14 protein-coding genes and 1 tRNA gene are annotated in these 15,702 nt (G+C 67.7%); 8 read left to right on the top strand and 7 right to left on the bottom strand.

The annotated features are described in order from the left end of the window. Positions 1-40: 40 nt before the first annotated feature. Together FN821_RS00560 and FN821_RS00555 are read right to left on the bottom strand one after the other, a co-directional pair. A complete protein-coding gene (locus FN821_RS00560) occupies positions 41-1,144 on the bottom strand; it encodes a mannosyltransferase family protein (protein WP_131170611.1) in 1,104 nt (367 codons plus the stop codon). A 10-nt stretch (positions 1,145-1,154) separates the two neighbouring features. Continuing rightward, positions 1,155-3,353 carry a transglycosylase domain-containing protein gene (locus FN821_RS00555; protein WP_131170610.1) on the bottom strand — a complete coding sequence of 733 codons (2,199 nt, stop codon included), beginning with the start codon at positions 3,351-3,353 and terminating at the stop codon, positions 1,155-1,157. 241 nt (positions 3,354-3,594) lie between these two features. Here FN821_RS00555 and trxA point away from each other — a divergent pair, with 241 nt between their 5' ends. The 6 genes from trxA to FN821_RS00525 all read left to right on the top strand — a co-directional run bounded on the left by trxA (position 3,595) and on the right by FN821_RS00525 (position 9,668). Next, positions 3,595-4,023, top strand: a complete 429-nt coding sequence (gene trxA / locus FN821_RS00550; RefSeq protein ID WP_131170609.1) for a thioredoxin — start codon at positions 3,595-3,597, stop codon at positions 4,021-4,023. Further along, positions 4,020-4,478: a hypothetical protein gene (locus tag FN821_RS00545; protein ID WP_131170608.1), complete on the top strand. Its 459-nt coding sequence runs from the start codon at positions 4,020-4,022 to the stop codon at positions 4,476-4,478. The genes trxA and FN821_RS00545 overlap by 4 nt, the downstream gene beginning before the upstream one ends. A 140-nt stretch (positions 4,479-4,618) precedes the next feature. Continuing rightward, positions 4,619-4,694 (top strand) — tRNA-Ala (locus tag FN821_RS00540). Between the two features lie 138 nt (positions 4,695-4,832). Next, entirely contained in the window at positions 4,833-5,450 is a 618-nt protein-coding gene (locus FN821_RS00535; RefSeq protein ID WP_241660035.1) for an N-6 DNA methylase, read from the top strand. A 104-nt stretch (positions 5,451-5,554) separates the two neighbouring features. Further along, positions 5,555-7,108, top strand: a complete 1,554-nt coding sequence (locus FN821_RS00530) for an Eco57I restriction-modification methylase domain-containing protein (protein WP_241660034.1) — start codon at positions 5,555-5,557, stop codon at positions 7,106-7,108. Further along, complete coding sequence (locus FN821_RS00525) at positions 7,101-9,668, top strand: GIY-YIG nuclease family protein (RefSeq protein WP_131170605.1); 2,568 nt, start codon at positions 7,101-7,103, stop codon at positions 9,666-9,668. The genes FN821_RS00530 and FN821_RS00525 overlap by 8 nt, the downstream gene beginning before the upstream one ends. Positions 9,669-9,699: 31 nt before the next feature. On the opposite strand, the gene FN821_RS00520 is transcribed toward FN821_RS00525, so the two are convergent. Together FN821_RS00520 and FN821_RS00515 are read right to left on the bottom strand one after the other, a co-directional pair. Continuing rightward, entirely contained in the window at positions 9,700-10,485 is a 786-nt protein-coding gene (locus tag FN821_RS00520) for a maleylpyruvate isomerase family mycothiol-dependent enzyme (protein ID WP_131170604.1), read from the bottom strand. Between the two features lie 60 nt (positions 10,486-10,545). After that, positions 10,546-10,725 (bottom strand): hypothetical protein, encoded by a 180-nt coding sequence (locus FN821_RS00515; RefSeq protein ID WP_131170603.1) that lies wholly within the window; start codon positions 10,723-10,725, stop codon positions 10,546-10,548. 81 nt (positions 10,726-10,806) lie between these two features. Here FN821_RS00515 and FN821_RS00510 point away from each other — a divergent pair, with 81 nt between their 5' ends. Beyond that, positions 10,807-11,547 (top strand): DUF2461 domain-containing protein, encoded by a 741-nt coding sequence (locus tag FN821_RS00510; RefSeq protein WP_131170602.1) that lies wholly within the window; start codon positions 10,807-10,809, stop codon positions 11,545-11,547. Positions 11,548-11,727: 180 nt separating this feature from the next. Here FN821_RS00510 and FN821_RS00505 read toward each other — a convergent pair whose 3' ends face one another. Then, complete coding sequence (locus tag FN821_RS00505; protein WP_131170601.1) at positions 11,728-12,387, bottom strand: class II aldolase/adducin family protein; 660 nt, start codon at positions 12,385-12,387, stop codon at positions 11,728-11,730. An 18-nt stretch (positions 12,388-12,405) separates the two neighbouring features. Continuing rightward, entirely contained in the window at positions 12,406-13,188 is a 783-nt protein-coding gene (locus tag FN821_RS00500) for a GntR family transcriptional regulator (protein WP_131170600.1), read from the bottom strand. Between the two features lie 189 nt (positions 13,189-13,377). Here FN821_RS00500 and mtnA point away from each other — a divergent pair, with 189 nt between their 5' ends. After that, complete coding sequence (gene mtnA / locus FN821_RS00495) at positions 13,378-14,412, top strand: S-methyl-5-thioribose-1-phosphate isomerase (protein ID WP_131170599.1); 1,035 nt, start codon at positions 13,378-13,380, stop codon at positions 14,410-14,412. A 17-nt stretch (positions 14,413-14,429) separates the two neighbouring features. On the opposite strand, the gene FN821_RS00490 is transcribed toward mtnA, so the two are convergent. Continuing rightward, positions 14,430-15,701 carry a sialidase family protein gene (locus FN821_RS00490; protein ID WP_241660033.1) on the bottom strand — a complete coding sequence of 424 codons (1,272 nt, stop codon included), beginning with the start codon at positions 15,699-15,701 and terminating at the stop codon, positions 14,430-14,432. Between the last annotated feature and the right edge of the window lies 1 nt (position 15,702).

Here is a 15,702-nt window from a genome sequence, read left to right as displayed (position 1 = left end):
GACGAGCTTCGGCTCCGTGCTGCGGGCGCGAACTGACCGGCTAGCTCGCCCACATCCCGAGGTAGAACAGGACGCTCCAGCCAACCTGCACCGTCAAAGCGACCACGATCACGACCGCCCAGAACCAGCGCCACGCGCCGCGCGTCCGGGGTTCGACGAACTCGCCGATCAGGGTCCACAGCGGGAACCACAGCAGCACCGCGCGGCACACCGACTGGAACCAGTACGAGATCGAGAACGCCAGCACCTGGACGCCCACCCAGGACGCCTCCGGCACCCGCCACCTCAGCAGCAGCACGATGACCACGAGCACCCCGACGATCATCGACAGAAACTCGGCGCGGAAGATCCACACCCACTCGGGGTGGTCGGCGTACATGCCCGGCTGCAGCGAGCGCCACGAGTTGCGGACGCAGTCCCAGGGCCAGGTGAACTCGCGCTTCCAGCCCGCGGCCTGCGCCGAGAACCACGCCGTCCAACTGCCCGTCCGGCCGTAGAGGTAGACGGCGTACGAGGCCAGCACGCCCAGCGGCAGCAGCAGCCACGGGAGGCTTCGAACGAGTCCGGACGCCCTGCGCGCGGTCCACGCCTGGCTCACGGCCAACACCGCCAGCGCGCCGACCAGGAAGAGCCCCGACACCCGCAGGGTGCACGCCAGCCCCGCCAACACCGCCGCGGCCCCCCAGTGCTTGCGCGTGGCCCGTTCCCAGGCCCAGAAGGCGGCTGCGCAGAACGGCGCCTCCGAATAGGGGACCAGGGTGAACACCGACGTCGGTGCCAGCAGCCAGGCGATGGCGGCCCAGCGTCCACCGATCCGGTACAGGGCCCAGGTGGCGAGCGCAGACGTAACCAGCGCGAGAACCGTCCCCCAGATGACCGGGTCGGCACCGACGCGGTAGGCGAGGCTCAGTACGAGCGGCAGACCGGGGAAGAAGGCCATGTCGGTCTGCACCGCGTAGCCGTTCTTGGCGATCGCGACGAAGTGCGCCACGTCCCAGTTGCCGAGCAGGTTGGGCAGTCGGCGTCCGGTGCGCAGCGCCACGAGGACGGCGGTGATCAGCAGCAGCAGCCGCGTGCCCAGCCACACCTGCACGACCAGGCGGGCATCGGTGTCCACCCGGACGCTCGACGCCCGCGCACTCATGCGAAGCAGCCTATGGGGTCGCCGTCGGCGTCGGTGCTGGCGCCGCGGTGGTCGGGTGCGGCGTTGGGGTCTGCACCTGCGTCGTCCGTGTCGTCTGGGTCGTCGACGGCGTGACGGGCGGGGGCGCCTGCGTGGTCGTCGTGCTGGACGGCGTGGGTGCAGCCGTGGTCTCCACCGGCGTCACGGACGCCGTCGGCGTCGCCGACGCCGTGGTCGTCGCCGCCGGCACGACCGCAGGAGTCTCCGTCGGGGCGTAGTTGGACGCCGTGAACTGTTGCACCGGCAGCCCCTTCATCGCCGACTGCATGTAGAGCAGCCAGGTCTGCGCCGGGTAGCCGCCGCCGTAGAAGCCGGGGCTGTAGACCTCGAGGTTCTCATTGCCGCTGTCGCCGGCGACGAAGTTGACCGCCGTGGTGATTTGTTTGGTGTAGCCCACGAACCAGCTCGACACGGTCTTCTTGTTCTCCGAGTCGTACCGGGTGCCGGTCTTGCCGGCCACGGGCCAGTTCAGCGAGCCGACGACGCGTCCGGTACCGGTCTTGGCCACCTCGGTGAGGCAATCGGTCGCCGCGGTGGCGACGGTCTGGTCGATGGCCAGCGTCCGCTGCGGATTGGCGGTGTAGACGACCACCCCGTCGCGGTCCTTGACCTGGGAGACGACGTGCCAGGCGACGTGGACGCCGTCGTTGGCCAGCGTCGAGTAGCCGGACGCGTTGTCCACCGGCGCCACCTCGGCGGTGCCCATGGCGATGCGGATGTTCTGATCCCAGCCCGCCTGCCCCGACTGCCCGGGGATGCCGGCGTCCTGGGCGGCCTTGATCGACTCGGACGCCCCGTTCTTGAGCTGCGTCGTGAGGTCGACGTAGGCCGCGTTGATGGAGTTCGTCGTGGCGTCCTGCAGCGACACCATCCCCGACGTCTCCCCCGAGATCGGCTTACCGTCCGCCGCGGTGAACGTGTAGCCCTTGAGCTGCTTGTCCAGCGAAACACCTTGTCGGAGCGCCGCCACGAGCGTCCAGGTCTTGAACGTCGAGCCGGTCGCGCGCGGGGTGATGGCCCAGTTGAAGGGCGACGAGACGTAGTCGTCGTTGCCGGCGTACATCGCCAGGACGCCGCCCGTCGCGTTGTCGATGCTGACGACGGACGCGTGGAGCTGCGAGGCGTCCTTCTTGCCAGCGGCCTCCTTGACCTTGGTCTGGGCGGCCGAGACGGCGGCGTCCTGCTTGGCGGCGTCGAAGGTCGTGGTGACCTCGAGGCCGCCGCCGTTGATGGTCGCGTCGTCGAAGCCCAGGCTCTTCAGCTCCTTCATCACCAACTGCATCAGGTAGCCGTTGGTGCCGCCGAAGCGGGGATCGCGCTTGATCGGCGGGAAGGCGGGCAGCGCCGTGTAGATCTGCGCCTTCTGCGCCTCGGTGAGCTTGCCCATCTTGACCAGGGAGTTGATCGTGTACTGGTAGCGCTCCAACAGGTCGGCGGCCTGCTTCTTGCCGTTCGCCGGATCGAGCAGCCCGGGCGCGTTGACCAGGGCTGCGAGCACGATCGACTGCTGCAGGTCGAGTTGCGCGGCCGGGATGCCGAAGAAGGCCTTGGACGCCGCCTCGACGCCGTAGGTGCCGCGTCCGAAGTAGACGGTGTTGAGGTAGCCGGCGAGGATCTCTTCCTTCGGGACGTCCTGGCCGACCTTGAGCGCGATGACCATCTCGCGGAGCTTGCGCAGCAGGGTCTTGTCCTGGGTGAGGTAGAGGACCTTGACGTACTGCTGCGTCAGGGTCGAACCGCCGCCTGCCTTGCCGAGGGATGACACGGCGCGCAGGATGCCGGTCGGCGAGATGCCGGGATCGGTCCAGAACGTCGGATTCTCGGCCGCCACCATGGCGTCTTTCATGGTCTGCGGGATCGTCGCGTAGTCGATCATCTCGCGGTTCTGGACGCTGAGCATGCCCAGCGAGGTCTTGCCGTCCGCGAAGTACAGGTGGGTGTTGGCGGTGACGAAGTCCTTGTTGGGGTTCGGGATCGGCGTTGACACCCAGAGAATGCCGAGCGCGCCAGCGGCCAGGACGGCGAGAGCTAGGACGCCGACGAGCGCCCACTTGAGAACCCGGAGGATGCGGCCCTCAGGCGGGGCGTCCGGGTTCTTCTTCTTGGTGCCGTTGGGGGTGTTCGCGCCTGTCGCGCCGCGTTTTCCGCCGGCGGGCTTGGGGCTGGCCATAGGTGTCCTCGGTCGAGTTCCGGCGCGCTGATGCCGCGCCTAGTCCCTGCTTGGGCGATGCTGGCGGGGTGCCGCCAGCGTTGCTTCGGCACCTGATTCTAGGCGCCGGACGCCGTGCCACCATCCGACGAGGGTCGTGGCGGGGTAGGAGGCCGGGCGGTCATCGCTAGATTCGCATCGGACTCAAATACCCCCTAGGGTATCCTTGTTCTATCAAGCAGACCTGTCGAACGGAGAGCCCATGGCCACCCTCGAGCTGACCGCAGCCAACTTCGAGGCGACGATCACCGGCAACGATCTGGTGCTCGTCGACTTCTGGGCCGCCTGGTGCGGACCGTGCCGGATGTTCGCGCCGGTCTTCGAGAAGGCATCCGAGACGCATCCGGACGTGGTGTTCGGCAAGGTCGACACCGAGGCCGAGCGCGAGCTGGCAGGTGCGGCGTCCATCATGTCGATTCCGACGCTGATGGCCTTCCGCGAGGGCGTGCTGGTCTTCCGCGAGTCGGGCGCCCTGCCCGGCCCGGCCCTGGACGAGGTCATCGGGCAGTTGCGCGAGTTGGACATGACCGAGGTCCACGCCCAGGTTGCCGCCGCCCGCGCGCAGTTCGAGGCGGACCGCGAGGCTGAGGCGTCCGAGCCGGTTCAGGCCGAGGCCGAGTCGTCGTCGTGACAGATCGGACGCCGCCCGCCGATTCCCGGTCGGGTGCTGCCCGGGCGGGAGAGGTGGACCCCGACCTCTCGGCGCTGTTCCAGCGCATCCCGACGGTGGACGCCGTGCGGCGTCCGTTTCGACTGTGGGGACTCCAAGGCTGGGGACTCGCGCAGTGGGCGGGACTCGCGGCGGCGTCCGTCGGATTCTTCTTCGCCTACCGGGGCCTGAACTTCGGCCTCGGCTGGGGCGCGTTCGCCGTGGTGGCGGCGCTGGTCGCCGGCTTCGTGGTCGCCACGTATCTGCCGCGGCGCGGCGTGACGTCTGGAGCGGCCCCCTGTGCGCTCGTCCCGCTGGCGATGACGCTGCTCGTGCCGGCGTTGGCGAATCCCGCCGAGCCACTGACGGCCGCCATCGGACTCGCCCTGCTGATCGCTGTCGCCTCCCAGCGGCTGACCGGAGCGGGCTGCGGCTGAGCGGACCTGGACCGTGCTCGACGCGGATAGGCCGGGTTCTGGCCGGCGTGTCGCCCATCGAGCATGGGATCCGGGCTCGTCATCCGCACGTCCGGCGGTTGGTGGGACCGACGCGGGGTGGCTTACACTCTTCTTCGCTCGGGGCTATGGCGCAATTGGTAGCGCACCTGCTTTGCAAGCAGGGGGTTAGGGGTTCGAGTCCCCTTAGCTCCACCACACTCACCTGGTTCAAACCCCCGCACAGTGACAGCCAGCTCAGCTACAACTCACGCAGAGTGTCAGCGGTCACTCCTACGATCATGACGACGGGCACGGGAAGGGGAGACGATGACGCGAAGCGCAGCTAAGGGCTTGGTGAAGTCCAAGCAGCGCGTCGCGGATCACGGCGAGGTGTTTACGCCGGGGTGGATGGTCGAGGCCATGCTCGATCTCGTCAAACACGAGTCTGAGCGGATCGACTCTCGCGTGCTCGAACCCGCTTGTGGCTCGGGTAACTTCCTTGTCCCGGTCCTGGCCCGCAAGCTGGTGACCGTCCAGCTTCGCCATGGCAAGAGCGACTTCGAGAAGCGTCATTACGCGCTGTTCGCGCTGATGTGCACGTACGGCATCGAGCTCCTCGGTGACAACGCGGGGGAGTGCCGGGACAATCTCGCGGAGGTGTTCAATGCCTTCCTGGGCATCAACAACGATGACCCGTGGGCACGGGCGGCACGCGCGGTCCTAGCCGTGAACATCGTGCAGGGCGATGCCTTGACCATGACCGTGCCAAGCGGCCAGCCCATCACCTTTCCTGAGTGGGGCTACCTCGGCAAGGGGAAGTTCCAGAGGCGCGACTTCCGTTACGACGACCTCACCCAGCGCGCCTCGTACGAGGGAACCCTGTTCGGCGAGCTCGACGACGAGGATCTGTTCGTGCCCGCGCAGACCTATCCGACGATGACCGTCAATCAGATCGCCGAGGGCGCCGCGTGACCCTTGCACCTTTCACCCTCCGAGGGCACAACCCGGATGTCTTGACCTGTATCGCGAACCTCTCGAACGATGAGGTCTTCACTCCGCCAGAGTTCGCGAACCAGATGCTCGACACGCTTGCCGCCGCGTGGGCTGACGCCAACGACGGCGCGGACATCTGGGCCAATCCCGATGTCACGTTCCTCGACCCGTTCACCAAGTCCGGTGTGTTCCTCCGAGAGATCGTCCGTCGGCTCACCGACGGGTTGATCTTGGCGATCCCCGACCTCGCCGAGCGGGTCGATCACATCCTGACCCGTCAGGTGTTCGGCATCGGGATCACCCAGCTCACTGCGCTGCTGGCGCGCCGGAGCGTCTACTGCTCGAAGTTCGCCAACGGCCCGCACTCGATCGCCACGTCATTCACGACCGAGCACGGCAATATCTGGTTCGAGCGCACTGAGCACACCTGGGGTGGCGGTAAGCGCGAGTTCCGCGTCGATCCCCTCACGAGTGAAGAGATCACGGTCTACACCAACCGCAAGTGCCTCTACTGCGGGGCGGGCGAGGACGACTACGCACGAGGCGGAGACCTTGAGACTCACGCCTACGCCTTCATCCACACCGACGACATCAAAGCTCGCATCGCGGAGCTGTTCGGAGACACCATGCAGTTCGACGTCATCATCGGCAACCCGCCCTATCAGCTCAGCGACGGCGGCTACGGCACCTCCGCTGCACCGATCTACCAGATGTTCGTGGAGAAGGCGCTGGGGCTCGACCCACGCTTCGCCGTCTTTGTCACTCCGTCTCGCTGGTTTGCGGGAGGCAAGGGCCTCGATGAGTACCGCAAGAAGATGCTGTCCGATCACCGCATGCACGACATCGTCGACTACCCAAAGCTCTACGAGGCCTTCCCAGGCGTGAAGATCAGAGGCGGCGTCTCATACTTCCTCTGGGACCGCGAGCATGACGGACCTTGCACGATCCAGACGATGTGGGATGGGCAGCCGGTGGGTGAAAGGGCAACGCGCTACCTCGATGCCTACGATGTGCTGGTCCGCCGGAATGAAGCGGTTCCGATCCTCGACAAGGTTCGGGCGCTCGCTGAGCCAACGCTCGACTCACGGGTGTCGAGCCGTAAGCCTTTCGGGCTGCCGACCAACTTTCACGGCAAGCCAAGCCCCACTGCCCTCAAGGCTCCGGTGGAACTCTTCGGCTCGCGGAGGGTGAGCTGGGTGGATCGTGCGGACATTCCGCTCAACGACTCTTGGGTTGATGAGTGGAAGGTGCTCATGACCGCAGTGCAAGGCACGAGCGCTGCGATTGAAACCAAGTTCCTGTCGCGCCCGATTCTCGCGGGTCCAGGCACCGCGTGCAGCGAGACGTATCTTGTCGCTGGCCGGTTCGGGATCGAGGAGGAGGCTCGGCGCTACGCCGGGTACCTGCGGACGCGCTTTGTCCGTTTCCTTGTGTCGTTGCGGAAGTCCACTCAGCACGCCACCAAGGACGTTTACTCATTCGTTCCCGACGTCCCGCTCGACCAGGACTGGACTGATGCTCTCCTCTACGAGCGCTACGGACTAACTGGCGACGAGATTGCCTTCATCGAGTCGCAGGTCGCTGCCCACGACGACACCCTCTTCGACGAGGACGGGGCCGACGACAGCGATGAGTAGGGACGTCGACGAGCTTCTCCCGGAGAGGCCGAAGGCACGTCTACGCATCTACGCGTGGTCGCCGAATGATCCACCCGCGGGATATGCGGGACTACTCAAGGTGGGTCAGACGACGAAGGCGGACGTGAACGCTCGCATCCGCGAGTCGCAGGGGCAGATGCAGCAGGCCTACACGCTGCACGTTGATGAACTCGCCGAACGGAACGACGGGTCGGTGTTCCGTGACTCGGATGTGCGCCAGCGGCTGATCGACAAGGGCTTCGAGAACCCGATCTTCGGCTCGGCGCGCGAGTGGATGCGCTGTACCCCGGATGATGTGCGCACGGCGATCACCGAGCTTCGCACCGGCGTCAAGCTCAGCGGCACGCACCACGAGACGTTCCCGATGCGTCCGGAGCAGGCCACTGCCGTCGATAAGGCCGAGGGCTACTACGAGTCCATCTGGGCCGAGGACTCCCAGGCGGTACCGCGGTTCCTGTGGAACGCCAAGATGCGCTTCGGGAAGACCTTCGCCGCCTACCAGCTCGCCAAGCGGCTCGGCGCCAAACGCATCCTCGTGGTGACCTTCAAGCCGGCGGTGGAGGACGCCTGGCAGAGCGACCTGGGGTCTCATGCCGACTTCGACGGCTGGCAGTACCTCTCCTCGGCTACCGGGGGCAGCCCGGACGAGGCCGACAAGACGAGACCGCTGGTCTACTTCGGCTCGTTCCAGGACCTGCTCGGGCGCGACCGGATGACCGGGCTCATCAAAGCGAAGAACGAGTGGGTTCACACCACCAACTGGGACCTCGTCATCTTCGACGAGTACCACTTCGGCGCCTGGCGAGAGTCCGCCAAGGAGCTGTTCGAGGGTGAGGACGAGAAGGTCAAGCAGAAGGAGCTGGCCGCCGAGTACCACGACGGCCTCGTGGCCTTCGACGAGGAACTCGACGAGCTCGGCAACGATGAGGACGACTTCCTGCCGATCACCACCCGCGCCTACCTGTACCTGTCGGGCACGCCGTTCAAGGCGCTGGCGACTGGTGAGTTCATCGAGGAGCAAATCTTCAACTGGACCTACACCGACGAGCAGCGGGCTAAGTCCGAGTACGAAGTCGCGTACCCGAACGCCTGGAACCCGTACGGGGCACTCCCGGAGATGCGCCTGTTCACCTACCAGATGCCCGACGAGCTCATCGCCGTCGCGAACCAGGGCGAGTTCGACGAGTTCGACCTCAACGAGTTCTTCGAGGCAAAGGGCATCGGCGCGGACGCCGAGTTCACGCACAAGACCGACGTTCAGAAGTGGCTCGACCTCATCCGTGGCGCTCACCTGCCCACGCAGGTCGACGCCATGCGAATGGGCACCCGCCCGCCCTTTCCGTACTCCGATGTGCGGCTCCTGCCGTACCTGCAGCACTCGTTCTGGTTCCTACCGAATGTGGCTGCCTGCCAGGCGATGGCCAACCTGCTCGCGGAGAAGCAGAACGTGTTCTGGCACGACTACCAGGTCCTCGTCGTCGCGGGTGCCGGCGCGGGCATCGGGCTGGATGCCCTCCCGCCGGTGCGAGCGGCGATCGGCGACGGCCACGACACGAAGACGATCACCCTGTCCTGCGGCAAACTCACTACGGGCGTCACCGTGAAGCAGTGGTCCTCGATCCTGATGCTGCGCAACCTGGACTCGCCCGAGACCTATTTCCAGGCAGCGTTCCGCGTGCAGTCACCGTGGTCGATCAAGAATCCCGACGGAGACAACCCGAGCGCTGAGGCCGTCCTCAAGCCGGTGTGCTTCGTGTTCGACTTCGCGCCGACCCGGGCGCTACGTCAGATCGCCGACTACGGTGCCGGTCTGTCACCGGAGACGCCGAACCCGGAGCAGGCCGTCGAGGAACTCGTGAAGTTCCTGCCCGTCTTGGCCTACGACGGGTCGAACATGACCCAGGTCGATGCCGGCGGCATCCTCGACATCGCCATGTCGGGCACCTCCGCAACCCTCCTGGCCCGCAAGTGGGAGTCCGCGATCCTCGTCAACGTCGACAACGACACCTTGCGCAAGATCATGAACAACCCCGACGCCCTCAGCGCCGTCATGAACATCGAAGGCTTCCGCGCACTCGGCAACGACATCTTCGAGACCGTCGTGAACAAGAGCGACGCCGTGAAGAAGGCTAAGAAGGAGAAGGGCGACGACATCACCCCGGCGGAGAAGAAGGAGCTCACAGCGGAGGAGAAGGAGTACAAGTCCAAGCGGAAGCAGATTCAGGAGAAGTTGGTCAAGTTCGCCACCCGTATTCCGGCGTTCATGTACCTCACCGACTTCCGCGAGAACACCCTCCAGGATGTCATCACCAAACTCGAACCCGGACTGTTCCGCACCGTCACCGGCCTGACCGTCGAGGACTTCCATCTGCTCGTGAACCTCGGCGTCTTCAACGCCACCCACATGAACCAGGCCGTCTTCGCCTTCCGACGCTACGAGGACTCCTCCCTGTCCTACACCGGAATCGAGTCCCACCAGGGGCTGCGGCGCTACGGCCTGTACGACACCGTGGTGGCCGTAGACGACGCTCTTGCCTGACATCCTCCTGCCCTGCGCTGAGTCCTGACCGCTACTGCATCCCCGGAGCGACGGCCGCGCGGAGGGCGTCCAGGCTCTCTTGGTCCCCGGACGCCTCGGGCTCGGGTCCGCGCCCCCAGAGCCAGCGGTCCAGAGTGTCGGCCGTCGCCGTGACGGACGCCGCCGGCTCGCCGTCGGCCACCAAGACCACGCCCGGCTCGTCGTAGGTCTTGCCGGACTGACCAGTGCCGATCCAGCGCCCGGGCTGCAGCAGCCACCGTCCACCATCGGACGCCACCAGCGCGACCACCCCCATCACCGGACGCAGCTCGAAGCCGGGGTTCGTCCCCCACCAGCCCAACATCACCTCGACCGCGTGCGAGACGCCGTCGGACGCGACCTCGTGCTCGATCGGACGCGACACCAGCCCCGCCGCCAACTCGGCATCGATGCGGTGCATCGTCGCCTCGTGGACCTGCATCCGACGCGTGAAGCCGACCGTCTGATCGGGCGGGAACCACGACCACGCCGGATCGGCGTCCGGACGCGACCTCAACTCCGCGACCAAAGCCGCCGTCTCCGCCCGCAGCAACTCGACCGTCTGCCCGCGCTCGACCGGGCGCTCCGGCTTGTCCGCCTCCACGGCCTCGGAATCGGCATCAGTGCGCGCCCCGGACGACAGAATCCGCGCCCAGAACGCGTGCACCTCGGTCAGGTGCCAGAGCAGGTCGTCGACTGTCCAGTCGGGGCAGGTCGGGACGGGGCCCTCGCCGGACGCCGCGGCCACGGCCTCGATGAAGCGTTCGGTCTCAGCGTCGATGATCGTCAGGTGATCCATGTCCCCAACCTAGGGCGACCCGAGGACGAGACGACAGTGCTAGCCCCAGGGCCGATCGACCTACACCCCGATCGGACTCGTGCCGTGGATCTCGCTCACGTGCCAGTTCGCCCGCGCCTCACCGCGCACGGTGTCGCCGCACAGGCTGCACACGTACACATCCCCCGCAGAACTGCGTTGCCGCGCCATGGCGATCAGAAGCGCAACCACGACAGCGACGGCTATGCCGATCTCGATCATGTGGCCTCCTCGCCTTCGAGTCGGAAGTCTGCGCCCCACCTGTCCCTCGCCGCAGCCTCGGCGAACGAACCAACCGGCCGGATGGCCAACATCCTCAAGATTGGCGGACGCCGACGCCTCCGTTCCACCGGACGCGTGACGTCCGGACGCCTCCGTGCCAGGCTGGCGTCCGTGATCGGCGGGATTGACCTGGACGGCGTCGACTTCTTCGCCGAGCTGGCCTTCAACAACGACAAGGACTGGTGGACGGCCAACAAGGCCCGGTGGGAGGTGTCCGTACGGCGTCCGATGGAGGCCCTCTGCGCCGCCCTCGCGCCCGAGTTCGGGGACGCCAAGCTCTTCCGCCCCTACCGCGACGTGCGGTTCTCGGCCGACAAGACCCCCTACAAGGACCACCAGGGCGCCGTCGTCGACACCGTCCCCAGCATGGGCTTCTACGTCCAGCTCAGCGCGCACGGCCTGATGACCGGCGGCGGCTGGTACGCACCGTCGCCCGACCAAGTCGAGCGCTTTCGCGCCAGTGTGGACGCCGACGGCGCCGGCTCGTCGCTGGCGGGCATCGTGGCTGACCTGGTCAGCTCCGGATTCGAGATGGGCGGCGACGAGCTCAAGACCGCGCCTCGCGGGTTCGCCAAAGACCACCCGCGCATCGACCTGCTGCGTCGCAAGCATCTGCTGACCAGCGTCCAGCACGGGACGCCCGACTGGCTTGGCACCGGCGAGGTCGTCGAGCGGGTCCGCGCCGACTGGCTGGCCTATCGGCCCCTGCTCGACTGGCTCGAGATCCACGTCGGCCCAAGCGAGCGGGAGCCCAGACGCTGATCCCCGAGCGGGCTGGCTACGGCGTGACCGCCCTCGCTTCAGCCTGCCAACCATCTCCATCCCTGCCACTGAGTGCTCAACGTGGCGGAAATCCGAAACATCGAGCACTCAGACAGCCCCGTAGGCTCGCCCCCGCGCGGCTCTGGCGTCCGCAACGATCGGCGCTCCGAGCCGCAGACGTCAGGCGCCGTAGCCCGTCCGCTTCATCTCGCGGGCGACCTCGTCGACCTGCTCCGTGGACAGGAGCGTGGGGCGTCCGGCTGACATCGTCAGCAACGCCAGCTCGCACGCCCACTCGAGCTGAAGGGCCTTGTCATAGGCCTTTGACAGCGTGTCCGCCCAACAGGTGAGCCCGTGGTTGCGCAGCAGGACGGCAGAACGTCCAGCCATCGCGACCCGCACGTTCTCAGCCAGTTCGTCGGTGCCGAACCGGGCGTACGGAGCCACCCGGACGGGTCCCCCGAAGGACGCCAGCATGTAGTGGACGGCGGGCGTCTCGTCCACGAGCGTCCCGAGGGCCGTCGCGTGCAGCGGATGGGCGTGGACGATCGCGGCGGCGTCCGAGTGTCGATAGATCAGGGTGTGCATCGGCACCTCCGTCGACGGACGCACCGGACGCCCACCGGCGGCGTGGGCGTCCGCCTCGACGACGGACCCGTCCAGGTCGACGATGCACAGCTGCTCGGGGACGAGGGCGTCGTACGGCAGCCCGGACGGCGTGATGACCACGTGATCACCGACGCGGATGGAGATGTTGCCCGACAACCCGGGCGTCATGCCCTCGGCTGACATCCGGCGGCAGACGTCGATGATCTCGCGCCGCTGCTGCTCGTAGAGCATCGTCACCCTCCGCGGTTGTCAGACAAGTCGTGGCGAGACTGCCAGCGCCTCGACCCCGGCGTCAACCGCAACCGGGCCGCTGCTGCGGTGGATCGTGAACGCGTAACGCCCCTCGATGAAGTACGTCCGCGAGTACATCAGCAGCCGTCCGGACGCGTCGTAGTGCAGCTGGTTCAGGAGCACGAAGAGGCTGTGCGCCGCTGACTCTGCACCCCACCCGATGTGCTCGGACGCCACCGCGTGCACCTCGGCGAGGCTGTGGTCCGCGACCACCCCGAGCTGCTCGCGGAAATAGGCGAAGATCGAGCCCTCGATGGCGTCCAGGGCGACCGCGTCGAAGTCGGGGCCAAACACCTCGATGGGCAGCAGATCGTAGGAGTAGGCGACCACTTCACCGTCGGCGAGGATGGTCCGGCGCAGCTCCAGCACCTCGCTGTCGGCGGGGACGGCCATGCGTTCGGCCTCGTCAGGCAGCACCTGACGCCTCTGCCGGCTGGCGTAGACCATCTCGGGCGAGCGCCCCATGGCCCGGATCGACTCTGTCATCGAGTCGAGACGCTCCAGCCCCACGCGGACCGTCCGTGGCTCGTTCACGAACGTGCCCACGCCGTGTTGGGTCCGGACCAGCCCAAGCGCCTCCAGCTCGCGCAGCGCCGTCCGCAACGTCGGACGCGACACGCCGAACCGTGAGCACAGCGCGCTCTCGCTCGGGAGGCGTCCGCCGACGGGGTAAATGCCGGACGCCAGGTCACCGCGCAGTTCGTTGCTGACCCGGGTGACGAGACTGGTCCGCGCGGCCATCCAGGAATCCCCTATCACCTCGGCGGTCGTGCGACGTCGAGGGCTTTGCCCGGACGCCGAGGACCGGACTCGCTGGGCCCCGTCGCCGCGTGTCCATGCTAATGCAGCACGGCGTCCGGCATGTTGACAACTTGTCAGACAACTACCTACCCTCTCAGAGAAATTACCCCACCGACGACGAGGATCCTGATGGTGCGAGCGCTGGACTGGGTCGCCGAGCCACCGACGCTCCGGCTGATCGACCAGACCCGCCTTCCCTTGCACCGCGAATTCCTGGACGTTCGCACTGTCGACGCACTCGTCGACGCCATCGCAACCCTGGCCGTCCGCGGCGCCCCCGCGCTCGGCGCCTGCGGCGCGTTCGGCGTAGCCATCGCCATGATTCAGGCGGACGCCGAAGGCTGGGATGCCGCGCGGCTGGCGTCCGAAGTCGACCGCATCCGGGACGCACGCCCCACCGCCGTCAACCTCGCCTGGGGCGTCGACCAGGTGCGTCCGCTGATGGCCGACGGGGTGGACGCCGTGGTCGCGGCCGCCGCGAAACTCACCGCGGACGACACCGCCGCCAACCGCGAACTGTCGCGCCTCGGCGCCGACTGGCTGCTCACCCGCACCGGCAAGACCCGGCTGCGCGCCCTCACCCACTGCAACACCGGAGCCCTCGCCACGACCGGCTGGGGCACCGCCTACGGCATCCTGCGCGAGCTGCACGAACGTGGCGCGCTGGAGGTCGTCTACGCCGATGAAACAAGACCCCTGTTACAGGGCTCGCGCCTGACCAGCTTCGAGCTCTCCGAGGACGGCATACCGCATGTCGTCCAGGTGGACGGGGCCGCGACCAGCACGATCCTTCGCGGGCTCGTGGACTTCGCCGTCACCGGCGCCGATCGCATTGCCGCCAACGGCGACAGCGCGAACAAAATCGGCACCGTTGGCGTAGCCCTCGCTTGCCAACGCGCCGGCATCCCCTTCCTGATCGCGGCCCCGTTCTCCACCGTCGACCTCGGCACGGCCACCGGCGATGACATCGTCATCGAGGAGCGTCCGGACGCCGAGGTGCTGTCGCTCGGCGGCGTCCAGGTGGCGCCGGACGGCGTGCGCGCGTTCAACCCGGCCTTCGACGTCACCCCGCACGACCTGATCAGCGCGGTCGTCACCGAGTTGGGCATCGTCGAGCCGGACGCCGCCGCCGACGAGCGCCGGATGGCGCGGCTGCTCGGCTGATCCTGGGCGCCGACGGCTCACGGAGACCGAACGGATGCGACTTCGGGAGGCCTTGCCGCGCCGGACCCTGGACGCGCCACCAGGCCGCGGTCAAACGCGGCGCGGGTCACCCGCCTGAACACGATCGCGTCGTAGTCACCGGCCTCGTACAAGACGCCCAGCGAACCGTCCGCCAGCGGCTGGACCACCGAGTAGCCCGCGCCGCCGGCGTCCAGCACGACCGGCGCTGACCACGTGCGTCCGGAGTCGGCCGAGGTGCGCAGGACAAGTTGGCGACGGTCAGCGGGGTCGTCGAGGCTGGAGGCGACCAGCAGGTTGCCCCAGCGACACAGGCCGCCGTTGCAGCCGGGGTCGACGAGGTCGGGGTGTGGCACCGGCGCACTGAACGACACCCCGCCGTCGCGCGACCTGGCCCACCGCCGCCGGGGCTGGGCCCGCGCGTGCAGGAGCACGTCTTGACGTCGAGGTCGCCCGGCCGGACGGGTCGTCCAGTCAGGGCGTCGGGCTTCGACCAGTGTGGCGACGTCACCGTCACCCTGGGCGTCGGACGGCACCTCGACGATCTTGTTCTCGTCGCAGTCGGGGCCGATCCACTCGCCTAGCGCCCACGTGGCGCCGTCGTCGTCGGAGCGCGCGATGGCCGCGAAGTGCTGGCCGGCGTCCAGAAGGTGCTCGGTGACCGGCGAGCCGACCGGGCGCCGCAGCACGAACGGCTGCAGGAGGCGTCCGGACGAGAGACGGACCCCATTGCCGGACGCCGCGAACATGCCCCCGACACCGTCGGGCCGCAGGTCGAGAAGACGGTGCGTCCACGTGAGGCCGTCGTCGTCGGACGCCCCGAGCCAGCACTCCAGCTCCGGGCCATCAATGCCGGCCGAGAAGAAGCTCGCCCCGGTGCTGCCGGCGTAGAAGCAGAGCACCCGCCCGGTAGCGGTCACCAGCAGGCTCGCGTCCCCGAAGCCGCGCTCCAGGCCGTCGGACGCCTCGTGCAGTCGCAACGGACGCGGCGGCGTCCAGGAGCGGCCGTGGTCGTCGGAATGACGCATGACAAGGTCGAACGGTCCGGGCAGGTCGCGCCAGTCGGCGCGGACGTCCCAGGCTGCGAGGACGCGTCCCGTGGCCGTGACCGTCAGAGCCGGGATGCGGTAGCAGGGCGAGTCGAACTGCGATCCGGGCACGATGATCGGTGCGAAGGTTGGATCTCTCCTCGCAGTCGCATCCATCGTCGGGAGCGGCTCGCCCGAGCGGGCCAGCGCGACCCCGAGGCCGCTGGAACCTTCGGCGCTCATC

Origin of the sequence: Propioniciclava tarda, assembly GCF_900182665.1 — a bacterium.
Classification (GTDB): Bacteria; Actinomycetota; Actinomycetes; order Propionibacteriales; family Propionibacteriaceae; genus Propioniciclava; species Propioniciclava tarda.
The sequence above is the reverse complement of the archived record's forward strand: the minus strand, read 5'-3'. Positions and strand labels throughout refer to the sequence as shown.